Genomic DNA, 11,554 nt, shown 5'->3' on the forward strand with positions numbered 1-11,554 from the left:
GAAATTACCGGCTGAAACCATTCCTCCTCTCGGCACGGACAAGCCCCCTCTCCCTTCAGGGAGAGGGCTGGGGAGAGGGTTACGGACTTCAGCGTAGCTCCGAAGCTGAACCAGGCGACGCTCTGTTCGCGAGCAAGCTCGCTCCTTCCATGGAGCGTAGGGCGAATAACCGTTCGCGGTTATCCGCCGCCTGACCTTGGCATCCAAACACTGCGGACTTGAACCCGAAGCACCTGCTTGAGGGCGCTCCGCTCCCGGCCACGGAGCCGGATAGATGAGGGGTGTATCGGCGTACAACCGCGAACGGTTGTACGCCCTACGCCAACACTCAGCGGTTGAACCGCTCCACCAGCGAATACTGGCTCTGCGCCGTCCCCGTCAGCTCCTCGCTCAGCAGCGCGGTGCGCTGGGCCTCGTCGGAGGTCTGGTCGGCCAGTTGAGCGATGGTGGCGATGTTGCGGTTGATCTCCTCGGCCACCGCGCTCTGTTCCTCGGCCGCCGCGGCGATCTGGTTGGCCATGTCGGCGATGTTGGCTACCGAGTCGCTGATGCCCGACAGCGCCTGGTCGGCCAGCAGCACCCGCTCCACGCCTTCGTCGGCCTGGCGGCGGCCGACTTCCATGGCGCTCACCGCGCCCTCGGCGGTTTGCTGCAGCTTGGCGATCAGGCCGTGGATCTGCTCGGTGGATTCGGCGGTGCGCTGGGCCAGCGAGCGCACCTCGTCGGCCACCACGGCGAAGCCGCGGCCCATCTCGCCGGCGCGGGCCGCTTCGATGGCGGCGTTGAGCGCCAGCAGGTTGGTCTGGTCGGCGATGCCCTTGATCACGTCGACCACGCCGCCGATCTCGTTGCTGTCCTGGGCCAGTTGGCTCACCGCCAGGCCCGTCTCGCCCACCGAGGCGGACAGGCGCTGGATGGCCTCGCGGGTCTCGCTGGCCACGCTGCGGCCGCGGCGCGTCAGCTCGTTGGCCTGGCGCGTGGCGTCGGCGGTGCGCTGCACGTTGTTCGCCACTTCCTGGGTGGTGGCGGCCATCTGGTTGACCGCGGTGGCCACCTGCTCGGTCTCCACGCGCTGGCGTTCCAGGCCGGAGGAGCTGTGGTGGGCCAGGGTATCGGCCTGGCGGGCCTGGGCGGTGAGCTGCTCGGCGGTGTCCTGCAGGCGCGTCAGGCAGGTCTTCAGGCGCGCTTCCTGGCTGAGGATGGACATTTCCAGGCGCGCCTGGGCGCCGCGGCTGTCGGTGTACATCTGGGCGATCAGCGGGTCCGAGGTGGTCTGCTCGGCCAGGCGCAGCAGGCGCTTGAGGCCGCGCTGCTGCCAGCCCAGGCCGGCCAGGCCGAGGGGGACGGCGAGCAGGGCGGCGAGGGCGAAGCCCCAGTGCGAGTCGAGCCAGACGCCGATGAGGAAGGCCACCTGGCTGATCAGGATGAACGGCAGCCAGTCCAGCAGCACCGGCAGCCACAGGTCGCGGCGCGGGATCGCCGGCTTGCCGGTGTTGATCCGCTGGTACAGGGCCTGGGCGCGCTCCACCTGCTCGGCGGTGGGGCGCACGCGCACCGACTCGTAGCCGACGATCTCGTCGCGCTCGAAGATGGGCGTGACGTAGGCGCTGACCCAGTAGTGGTCGCCGTTCTTGCAGCGGTTCTTGACGATGCCCATCCACGGCTTGCCGTTCTTCAGCGTGGCCCACATGTGGGCGAACACCGCGGGCGGCACGTCCGGATGGCGCACCAGGTTGTGCGGCGAGCCCACCAGCTCGTCCCGCGCGAAGCCGCTGATGTCGATGAAGGCATCGTTGGCATAGGTGATCACGCCACGGCTGTTGGTGGTGGAGATCAGGCGTTGTTCCGCCGGGTAGGTGCGTTCACGCTGGGTGATGGGCTGGTTGTTGCGCATTCAGGGCAAGGTCCACGAAGAAGGCAATGTGACGGTTTTGTTATCGGCCGGAATCAACGGAAGTTGAAGCCTTGTTCGATATTTGGCGTGGGAATATTGGCAGTGGACGATATCAAAATGCTACTTGTCACATAGTCGTAAGAGATTTTCCTATGAGCTCATAGGTTTTGTCCGTCGGACCTGGCCCGAATGAAAGGCGCGGGCACGGCTTCTCGTAGGAGCGAGCTTGCTCGCGAACAAACTCCTCTGCGGGGCTCATTCGCGAGCAAGCTCGCTCCTACAGGGGGGTATCGTGCGAAAGGGGAAACCGTAGGAGCGGGCCCTGCCCGCGAATCGCGCGCAGGGCGCGCTCCTACAAACACCGCGCTCCGTAGGATGGGTTGAGCGAAGCGATACCCATCACTGCAACCGCATGGGTTTCGCAAGCTCAACCCATCCTACGAAAGCGTCCTCGCGCAGTCCTCAGATCAAGCTGCGCAGCACGTAGTGCAGGATCCCCCCGGCCTTGAAGTACTCCACCTCGTTGAGGGTGTCGATGCGGCACAGCACCTCGAAGCTGTCCTGCTTGCCGTCCTCGCGGGTGACTTCCACCTTCAGCGTCATGTGCGGCTTCAGCTCGCCGTCCAGGCCGCGGATGTTCAGCACTTCCTTGCCGGTGAGGTTCAGCGCCTTGCGCTCCTGGCCGCCGGTGAACTGCAGCGGCAGCACGCCCATGCCCACCAGATTGGAGCGGTGGATGCGCTCGAAACTCTCGGCGATCACCGCCTTCACCCCCAGCAGGTTGGTGCCCTTGGCCGCCCAATCGCGGGACGAGCCGGTGCCGTACTCCTTGCCGGCGATGATCAGCAGCGGCGTGCCCTCGGCCTGGTAGCGCATGGCCGCGTCGTAGATCGCCAGCTTCTCGCCGCTGGGCACGTGCAGGGTGTTGCCGCCTTCCTCGCCGCCGAGCATCTCGTTCTTGATGCGGATGTTGGCGAAGGTGCCGCGCATCATCACCTCGTGGTTGCCGCGCCGCGAGCCGTAGGAGTTGAAGTCGGCGTAGGCCACGCCGTGCTCGCTGAGGTAGCGCCCGGCGGGGCTGTCCTTCTTGATGTTGCCGGCGGGGGAGATGTGGTCGGTGGTCACCGAGTCGCCCAGCACCGCCAGCACCCGGGCCTTCTCGATGTCGGCCACCTTCGGCGGGGCGTCGGCGATGTGCTCGAAGAACGGCGGGTGCTGAATGTAGGTGGAGTCGGCCTGCCAGGTGTAGGTCTGTGCCTGCGGTACCTGGATGGCGCGCCACTTCTCGTCGCCCTGGAACACTTCGGCGTACTCCTTGTGGAACATCGCCGTGTCCACCTTCTGGATGGCCTCGGCGATTTCCTGCTGGCTCGGCCAGATGTCCTTCAGGTACACCGGCTGGCCGTCCTTGCCGGTGCCGAGGGCGTCCTTCGACAGGTCCAGGCGCACGCTGCCGGCCAGGGCGTAGGCCACCACCAGGGGCGGCGAGGCCAGCCAGTTGGTCTTCACCAGCGGGTGCACGCGGCCTTCGAAGTTGCGGTTGCCGGAGAGCACCGAGGCCACCGTCAGGTCGGCCTGCTGGATGGCCTTCTCGATGGGCTCCAGCAGTGGCCCGGAGTTGCCGATGCAGGTGGTGCAGCCGTAGCCCACCAGGTCGAAGCCCAGCTCGTCCAGGTACTTCGTCAGGCCGGCGGCCTTGAAGTAGTCGGTGACCACCTTGGAGCCGGGGGCCAGCGAACTCTTCACCCAGGGCTTGCGCTGCAGGCCTTTCTCCAGCGCCTTCTTCGCCAGCAGCCCGGCGGCCATCATCACGCTGGGGTTGGAGGTGTTGGTGCAGGAGGTGATGGCGGCGATGACCACCGCGCCGTCCTGCAGGTGGTAGCTCTTGCCTTCGTGCTGGTACTCGACGCCCTGGCTCTCGGCGCTGCCCACCGCGGCGCCGCCACCGCCTTCATTGAGCAGGCGTGAGACCTCCGGGCTGCGCGCGGCCTTGGGCTGCAGTGCGAGGAAGTCGGCGAAGGCCTTGCCCACCTGGCCCAGCGGCACGCGGTCCTGCGGGCGCTTGGGCCCGGCCAGGCTGGCCTCGACCTCGCCCATGTCCAGTTGCAGGGCGTCGGTGAACACCGGCTCGTGGCCCTTTTCGCGCCACAGGCCCTGGGCCTTGCAGTAGGCCTCCACCAGCTTGACCGTCTCTTCCGGGCGGCCGGACAGGCGCAGGTAGCCCAGGGTGATCTCGTCCACCGGGAAGAAGCCGCAGGTGGCGCCGTATTCCGGAGCCATGTTGGCGATGGTGGCGCGGTCGGCCAGGGGCAGGTCGGCCAGGCCGTCGCCGTAGAACTCGACGAATTTCCCCACCACGCCCTTCTGCCGCAGCATCTGGGTGACGGTGAGCACCAGGTCGGTGGCGGTGATGCCTTCCCTGAGCTTGCCGGTGAGCTTGAAGCCGATCACCTCGGGAATCAGCATCGACACCGGCTGGCCGAGCATCGCCGCCTCGGCCTCAATGCCGCCGACGCCCCAGCCGAGCACGCCCAGGCCGTTGATCATGGTGGTGTGCGAGTCGGTGCCGACCAGGGTGTCGGGGAAGGCGTAGGTGCGCCCGTCCTCGTCCTTGGTCCATACGGTGCGGCCCAGGTATTCCAGGTTGACCTGGTGGCAGATGCCGGTGCCCGGCGGCACCACGCGGAAGTTGTCGAAGGCGTTCTGGCCCCAGCGCAGGAAGGCGTAGCGTTCGCCGTTGCGCTGCATCTCGATCTCGACGTTCTCGGCGAAGGCGGCGTGGCTGGCGTAGCGGTCGACCATCACCGAGTGGTCGATGACCAGGTCCACCGGCGACAACGGGTTGATCTTCTGCGGATCGCCGCCGGCCTTGGCCATGGCGTCGCGCATGGCGGCCAGGTCGACCACCGCCGGCACCCCGGTGAAGTCCTGCATCAGCACCCGCGCCGGGCGGTACTGGATCTCGCGGTCGGAACGGCGCTCCTTCAGCCAGCCGGCCAGGGCCCGCAGGTCGTCGGTGTTGACCGTATGGTTGTCCTCCCAGCGCAGGAGGTTTTCCAGAAGCACCTTGAGCGACTTCGGCAGCTTGTCCAGGTCGCCGAGCTGCTTCGCGGCTTCCGGAAGGCTGTAATAGTGGTAGGTCTTGCCGCCCACCTCCAGGGTGCGCAGGCTGTTCAGGCTGTCCACTGCGGGCATGACGTTCTCCTCAGGCTGGATTCTGCCGGTGATCGACGGCACCGCTGCGATACTGGCGGAAAGTCCGGGCGGACTTCCTGGCTTGGCGCAAAAGGAATGCGGATTGGCAGTCATCTTCTGCATATCGGGCGGCATCCTGGCGATTTCCGGCAAGCGCTCCCCGGGGCACGGCAAGCCCTGGATCGCGACTTCGGAACTCTCAAACTAGACCGCTGCGCGCGGTCCTGCCATGGGTTCTGGACCTTTTGCCGCAGCCGGGGGTTCCCCTGGCATGCGGCGAATCCGGGTGAAAGCCGGCCGCGCAGCGACTATAGTGCGCGGCCAAGGAGACACCCCGATGAACACCCTGCTACTGCATTGCCGCCCGGGCTTCGAGAACGAGGTCTGCGCGGAGATTTCCGACCTGGCCGCCGGCCTCGACGTGGCCGGTTACGCCCGCGCCAAGCCCGCCACCGCCTATGCCGAGTTCGTCTGCCAGGAGGCCGACGGCGCCGACCGGCTGATGCGCCACCTGCGCTTCGCCGAGCTGATCTTCCCGCGCCAGTGGGCCCGCGGCACCGGCTTCGTCCAATTGCCCGAGCAGGACCGCATCGGCGCGCTGCTGGAGGAGCTGGGCCCGTACCCGCTGTGCGGCAGCCTGTGGCTGGAAGTCTTCGACAGCAACGAAGGCAAGGAACTGTCGACCTTCTGCCGCAAGTTCGAGAAGCCCCTGCGCGCCGCTCTGGTCAAGGCCGGCAAGCTGCGCGAGGACCCGAGCCTGCCGCGCCTGCTGCTGACCTTCCGCTCCGGCCGCGAGGTCTTCGCCGGCCTCGCCGAGCCGCGCAACAGCGCCATGTGGCCGATGGGCATCCCGCGCCTGAGGTTCCCCCGCGAGGCGCCCAGCCGCTCCACCCTCAAGCTGGAAGAGGCCTGGCATCACTTCATCCCCCGCGGCGAATGGGACAAGCGCCTGGCGCCGGGCATGCTCGCCGTCGACCTGGGCGCGGCGCCCGGCGGCTGGACCTGGCAACTGGTCAACCGCGAGATGCGGGTGATCGCCGTGGACAACGGGCCCATGGCCGAGAACCTGATCTACTCCGGCCTGGTGGACCACCAGCGCGCCGACGGCTATGTGTTCCGCCCGCGGCAGACGGTGGACTGGATGGTCTGCGACATCGTCGAGAAGCCGGCGCGCACCGGCTGGCTGATCGACACCTGGATCGGCGAGGGCCTGTGCCGCGAGGCGGTGGTCAACCTGAAGTTGCCGATGAAGCAGCGCTACGCCGAGGTGCGCAAGATCCTCGAACGCCTGCGCGAGAGTTTCCGCGAGCGCGGCCTGCGCGTGGCCATCGGCTGCAAGCAGCTGTACCACGACCGCGAGGAAGTCACGGTGCACCTGCGACGCCTGTAGGCGCCTGCGACCCGCGACCTTCGGCGACTTGCCGTTGCGCCGCGCAGCGACCATGCTGTGCGGCGCACCCCCTCCCGGAGCCGCTCGTGAAGCGAAAGTTGCCCTCGCTGCTGGGCAGTTACAGCCGCATGTTGTTGCCGCGCCGTGGCCTGGGCCGCGGCGAGCGCCTGCCGAACCTGGCCATGGACAGCCGCAGCCTGCGCTTCGACGCCCGCCACCTGCGCGCCTACCGCCAGCACTTCGGCCTGGACCCGGCGCTGGGCGTGCCGCTGCTCTACCCGCAGGTGATCAGCCTGCCGCTGCACCTGCGCCTGCTCAGCCGTTCGCGCATGCCGTTGTCGATCCTCGGGCTGATCCACCTGCGCAGCCACATCCAGCGCTACCGCATGCTCGACGAGCACGCCCAACTGCAGCTGGACTGCCGCATCCTCACCAGCCGGCGCAGCCCGCTGGGGCTGGAGGTGGACGTGGCGACCGAGGTCTGGCACCACGACATGCTCTACTGGCAGTCGATCACCACCTACCTGCGCCGCGGCGACTTCCTCGACGACCACGCCGAGCCCGACGTGCTGCCCGAGCGCGCCCAGTGGCACACCCTCGACGTGCCCGCGCACCCCGGCGTGCAGTGGCGCGTGCCGAAGATCGCCGGCTGGCGCTATGCCGGCCTGAGCGGCGACTTCAACCCGCTGCACCTGTCGCGCCTGATGGCCTCGCGCTACGGCTTCGGCAAACCCTTCGCCCACGGCATGTGGAGCCTGGCGCGCAGCCTCACCGGCCGGCGCCTGACCGAGCAGGTGCGCCTGGACGTGCACTTCAAGGCGCCGCTGCCGCTGGGCAGCCAGGTGCGCCAGAGCCACCGCCGCCTGGGCCACAAGGAACAGTGGGCGCTGCTGCCGGTGGACGGCGGCGACGAGCCGATGCTGCTGGCCCAGCTGGACGAGGCGCCCGCCGGGCCGTTGCGCTGATTCAGCGGCCGGCCGCCAGGCGCGGCTGCAGCGGCAGCAGGGCGGGCAGCTGCACTTCGCCCTGCAGGTCCACCGCGGCGAACTTCCAGGAACCGTTGAACAGGTACTGGCCGCTGAAACCGCTGACCAGCAGGCCGATCTCGTCCCCCGCCGCCAGGCTGGCGCTGACCGCGTTGAGCCGCGTGGCGCCCTGGTTGAGCAGCGGCTTGACCTGCTCGTCCAACACCCGCGTGCGGCCGTCCGCGCCACGGATCGCCAGCGAGGCGAACAGCAGCGCCTGGTCGCCCGGGCCGAGCGGCCGGGCCAGGCGAATCTCCGCGCTGCCGAGCAGGGCGCTGGGTTCGGCGACCTGCTGCAGCGGGATGAAGGTGCGGGGCTGCAACAGCCCGCTGCTGACCGGCCTCACCGGCGTTGGCGGCAAGGCCACGACGGGGCCGGGGGCGGGCAGCTCGTCCAGCGCCAGGCCCTGGTCCAGGTCCAGGCTGACGCATAGCGACGGCACGCTGTCGGCGGCGCCGGGGCGTTGGCGCAGCTTCTCCTCGTACCAGGCGAGGATGCCCTGGTAGAGGTCGATGGCGCGCCCGCCGCAGTGGATCACCGGCTCGTTGTTGAATGGCGGCAGGCCGCTCCAGGCCTGCAGCGGCGGCGGCAGGATGTGCCCGCCCTGCATGCCCAGCAGGCGCACGTCGGCGCTGCCCTGGCGCAGGCACTGGCGGATCTGCAGGCCCTGGTCGAGGGGGAACAGGGTATCGCGCAGGCCCTGGATCAGCAGGGCGTCGGCGTGGGGCCGGCGGCCCTCGGCGCAGTAGCGCGCCAGGCTGTGGGCGGCCAGTTCGGCGCGCACCGGTTCGGCCATGCGCCCGCTGGCGCTGTGCAGGTAGTCGGCCTGGGCGAACTTGCCCAGGTCGTAGCCGGTGGCGATGCCCAGGCCCAGCAGCACGCCGCCCCAGCCCATCTTCAACTGGCCGCCCGGGGCCAGGGCGTCGCTCAGGTCGTACCAGGTGGCGATGGGCACTATGGCGTCGATGCGCGGGTCCTCGCTGGCCGCCAGTAGTTGCACGGCGCCGCCGTAGCTCTCGCCGAGCATGCCCACGCGCGGGTCGCCCGGGCCGTCCATGCGCAGCCGCGGCAGGTGCGCGGCGGCCCAGTCGATCACCGCGCTGGCGTCGCTCACCTCGAAGCGCGGGTCCATCATCTCGATGCGCCCGTCGCTGCCGCCCCAGCCGCGCTGGTCGTAGCTGAGCACCCAGTAGCCGGCCTTCCAGGCCTTGAGCGCGGCGCGGCCGGACATCATGTTCTTGCCGTAGAAACCCTCCGGCCCGGTCACCCGCCAGCCGCCCCAGCCGTGGGTGTGGACGATCAGCGGCGCCGTCTCGCCGGCCTTGAGCGCTGGCTGGAACACGGTGGCGGACAGCCGCGTGCCGTCGCGGGCGCTGATCACCGCGTCGTACCAGGTGGCGGGCAGGTCCTGGCCGGCGCTGGCGGAATAGTCGGGGAGGTTGTCGCGGGCGGCGCAGCCGGCGAGCAGCAAGGCGAGGCAGAGCAGGGCGGGCAGGCGCATGGGCGGGGACATCCGCTGTCGGGGAAGGCGCCGAGCTTAGCCCAGCGGGCCAGGCCACGGGCCCGACGAAAGATTGGCCCGCCGCCGTTCGCCCGCCAGGCGTGACCCTGCCCGCGCTTTGGGCGACAATGCGCCATTCGTTTTGCGGAGCCTTTCCATGTCCCAACCTGTCGACGCCATTCTCGACGCCACCGGCCTGAACTGCCCCGAACCGGTCATGATGCTGCACAACAAGGTGCGCGACCTGCCGGCCGGCGGCCTGCTCAAGGTCATCGCCACCGACCCCTCCACCCGCCGCGACATCCCCAAGTTCTGCATCTTCCTCGGCCACGAACTGGTGGAGCAGCAGGAAGAGGCGGGCACCTACCTGTACTGGATCCGCAAGAAGCTCGATTGAGCTGTCATCGCCGACTATGTTTCCTGGGCGTAGGGCGAATAACGCTCCGCGTTATCCGCCGTTTGGCCTTGGCCACACTCCGCTCGTTGCCGGGCACGGAGCCGCCCTCGAAGCCGCGCCGGGTTCAGCCATGGAGTGGCCGGCAAGGCAGGTGTAACGGCGGATAACCGCGAACGGTTATCCGCCCTACGTCGGCCACCACGAAACACTTCGCGCGCTTGACCTTTCCATGGCGAAAACGAATGCTGTCCGTTCTCCATCATTGGAAATGGACATGCCCGCCATGAAAGCCCTGGACATCGAGGCCGTGCAGGCCTTCGTGCTGGTCGCCGAGCTGAAGAGCTTCACCCGCGCCGCCGAGGCCCTGGCCAGCACCCAGTCGGCGGTGAGCCTGAAGATCAAGCGCCTGGAAGACCACCTCGGCCGCCGCCTGCTGGAGCGCACGCCGCGCCTGGTGCGCCTGTCCGCCGACGGCGGGGTGTTCCTGGAGGCGGCCCGCGGCCTGGTGGCGGCGCACCGCCAGGCGCTGGGCGCGTTCGCCGGCGGCCAACCCAGGCGGCTGGTGGTCGGCATCAGCCACCATATCGTCGGCGCCGAACTGCCGGGCCTGCTGCGCCAGCTCACCCGCGCCGAGCCGGGCCTGCTGCTGGAACTGCGGGTGGACAGCTCGCGGGAAACCCTGGAGCGCTTCGACCGCGGCGAACTGGACGTGGCCCTGGTGCTGCAACAGGGCCCGCCGCGCCAGGATGCGGAGGTGGTGCTGCAGGAACCCTTCGCCTGGATGGGCGCCGCCGACTTCCAGCCGTTGCCCGGCCAACCGCTGCCCCTGGCCACCCAGGCCGAGCCTTGCAGCGTGCGGCGCATGGCGGTGGAGGCTCTGGACCAGGCCGGGGTGGCCTGGCGCGAGGTGTTCGTCGGTGGTGGGTTGATGACCATTGGCGCGGCAGTCAGCGCCGGGATAGCCGTGGCGGCCCTGGGCCGCCGGGTGGCGCCGGCGGGCTGCGAGGACGTGGGGGCGCGGCTGGGGCTGCCGGCGTTGCCGGGGCGGGATGTGTTGCTGTTTTCCCATCCGCGGGATGCGCAGGCGCGGGGGATGTTGCGGACGTTGGCGGCGGCGGTGCGGAGTACGGTGGGGTAGGGAGCCGATCATGGACGGACTCCTGCACCTTCCAGCAAATATGACACCCCGTAGGATGGGTTGAGCGAAGCGATACCCATCACCACGACCGCATGGGTTTCGCCAAGGCTCAACCCATCCTACGAAAAGCACCTCGGCGCAAGACAGGTGCTCCTCCACCTCCAGGGAAGCACGGGTGTAGGAGCGGACTCCGTCCGCGATGGGCTCATCGATCGCACCGGATTGTCAGGGTTGTAGAGTCCTCCCTCACCCCACCAGCACCCGCGCCACCCGCGCCACGCCCCAGGCCATGCCCAGCACCATGAAGGCGCCGAAGGCCAGCCCTGCCAGCTGTGCCGCCAGTTCCCGTTTCTGCCTGTCGTTCATGGCAGTCGCTCCAGCCCTGGCCGTGCCAGGTACAGGATTTCGTAGCCGACGCTGTCCGCACGCAGCTCCAGCGCCCCGGCGCTCACGCTGAAGCGCAGCAGCTTCCAGCGTTGCAGGTCGGCCACTACCCAGACCGCCAGCACATCCTCCCGGCCCAGCAGCGCCTCGCCGGCGGCCAGGGCGCCGTCGCGCAGGGCGGCGGCGCCTCTATCTGGCAAGGGTAGTTCTTCGCGGTACAGCGCGCGGGCCGGGCGATCGAAGGCCGGGCCGCGGCGGGCGTCCAGGGGCAGCCAGGTTTCCACCGCCGGCCTGCCGAAGGCGTCGATCACCCCCTGGAAGGCTTCGCCGGCCAGGAAGGCCGCGGCGGCGGCCGGTTCGTGCCAGAGGTAGACCGAGGCGTAGAGGTGGCCTTCGGCGCCGTGGCGGCCCTTTTCCTGGAGGACGAAGGCCTTGCACGCCAGGCCCGGCCAGGCGTCCCACTGCGGGCCCTTGGCGGCGGCGCGTTGGCGGATGGCGTCGAGATCGTGCTGCGCCGGCAGGCGGTGGCTGTATTGCATGGCGAACATGGCGGGCTCCTTTATCAGCGTGGGCTGGAAGGAGTCTGCTCGGTCTGAATCATGCGAAACAGATATGAGTGGTTGTTTCAGT

General features: G+C 69.0%; 9 protein-coding genes. 5 read left to right on the top strand and 4 right to left on the bottom strand.

Annotated features, from left to right (window positions below; all coding sequences use genetic code 11):
- Positions 1 to 328 precede the first annotated feature (328 nt).
- A complete protein-coding gene (locus BM060_RS18675) occupies positions 329 to 1,894 on the bottom strand; it encodes a methyl-accepting chemotaxis protein (protein ID WP_074981790.1) in 1,566 nt (521 codons plus the stop codon).
- 462 nt (positions 1,895 to 2,356) lie between these two features.
- Positions 2,357 to 5,089, bottom strand: a complete 2,733-nt coding sequence (gene acnA / locus BM060_RS18680) for an aconitate hydratase AcnA (RefSeq protein ID WP_074981792.1) — start codon at positions 5,087 to 5,089, stop codon at positions 2,357 to 2,359.
- Between the two features lie 28 nt (positions 5,090 to 5,117).
- On the opposite strand from acnA, the gene BM060_RS32530 reads away from it, so the two are divergent.
- The 3 genes from BM060_RS32530 (at position 5,118) to BM060_RS18690 (ending at position 7,444) form a co-directional block, all read left to right on the top strand.
- Positions 5,118 to 5,297, top strand: a complete 180-nt coding sequence (locus BM060_RS32530; protein ID WP_135499842.1) for a hypothetical protein — start codon at positions 5,118 to 5,120, stop codon at positions 5,295 to 5,297.
- A 129-nt stretch (positions 5,298 to 5,426) separates the two neighbouring features.
- Complete coding sequence (rlmM, locus tag BM060_RS18685) at positions 5,427 to 6,479, top strand: 23S rRNA (cytidine(2498)-2'-O)-methyltransferase RlmM (RefSeq protein WP_074981794.1); 1,053 nt, start codon at positions 5,427 to 5,429, stop codon at positions 6,477 to 6,479.
- Positions 6,480 to 6,565: 86 nt separating this feature from the next.
- A complete protein-coding gene (locus BM060_RS18690; RefSeq protein WP_074981795.1) occupies positions 6,566 to 7,444 on the top strand; it encodes a MaoC family dehydratase in 879 nt (292 codons plus the stop codon).
- Position 7,445: 1 nt separating this feature from the next.
- Here BM060_RS18690 and BM060_RS18695 read toward each other — a convergent pair whose 3' ends face one another.
- Positions 7,446 to 9,005, bottom strand: coding sequence for an alpha/beta fold hydrolase (locus BM060_RS18695; RefSeq protein ID WP_074981797.1), 1,560 nt, complete (start codon positions 9,003 to 9,005; stop codon positions 7,446 to 7,448).
- 157 nt (positions 9,006 to 9,162) lie between these two features.
- Between BM060_RS18695 and tusA the strand changes: the two genes are divergently transcribed.
- Both tusA and BM060_RS18705 read left to right on the top strand, forming a co-directional pair.
- A complete protein-coding gene (gene tusA / locus BM060_RS18700) occupies positions 9,163 to 9,402 on the top strand; it encodes a sulfurtransferase TusA (RefSeq protein ID WP_009622807.1) in 240 nt (79 codons plus the stop codon).
- A gap of 274 nt (positions 9,403 to 9,676) precedes the next feature.
- Positions 9,677 to 10,540 carry a LysR substrate-binding domain-containing protein gene (locus BM060_RS18705; protein ID WP_245322953.1) on the top strand — a complete coding sequence of 288 codons (864 nt, stop codon included), beginning with the start codon at positions 9,677 to 9,679 and terminating at the stop codon, positions 10,538 to 10,540.
- Between the two features lie 362 nt (positions 10,541 to 10,902).
- On the opposite strand, the gene BM060_RS18710 is transcribed toward BM060_RS18705, so the two are convergent.
- Positions 10,903 to 11,472 carry a DUF4865 family protein gene (locus BM060_RS18710; RefSeq protein ID WP_074981799.1) on the bottom strand — a complete coding sequence of 190 codons (570 nt, stop codon included), beginning with the start codon at positions 11,470 to 11,472 and terminating at the stop codon, positions 10,903 to 10,905.
- Positions 11,473 to 11,554: the final 82 nt, after the last annotated feature.

This window comes from Pseudomonas citronellolis (assembly GCF_900112375.1).
In the GTDB taxonomy this organism is placed as follows: domain Bacteria; phylum Pseudomonadota; class Gammaproteobacteria; order Pseudomonadales; family Pseudomonadaceae; genus Pseudomonas; species Pseudomonas citronellolis.

Excerpts from the sequence above, each read along its gene's own strand:
- BM060_RS18710 (WP_074981799.1), bottom strand. The coding sequence starts at position 11,472 with ATGTTCGCCATGCAATACAGCCACCGCCTGCCGGCGCAGCACGATCTC.
- acnA (WP_074981792.1), bottom strand. The coding sequence starts at position 5,089 with ATGCCCGCAGTGGACAGCCTGAACAGCCTGCGCACCCTGGAGGTGGGC.
- BM060_RS18705 (WP_245322953.1), top strand. The coding sequence starts at position 9,677 with ATGCCCGCCATGAAAGCCCTGGACATCGAGGCCGTGCAGGCCTTCGTG.
- BM060_RS18675 (WP_074981790.1), bottom strand. The coding sequence starts at position 1,894 with ATGCGCAACAACCAGCCCATCACCCAGCGTGAACGCACCTACCCGGCG.
- rlmM (WP_074981794.1), top strand. The coding sequence starts at position 5,427 with ATGAACACCCTGCTACTGCATTGCCGCCCGGGCTTCGAGAACGAGGTC.
- BM060_RS18695 (WP_074981797.1), bottom strand. The coding sequence starts at position 9,005 with ATGCGCCTGCCCGCCCTGCTCTGCCTCGCCTTGCTGCTCGCCGGCTGC.
- tusA (WP_009622807.1), top strand. The coding sequence starts at position 9,163 with ATGTCCCAACCTGTCGACGCCATTCTCGACGCCACCGGCCTGAACTGC.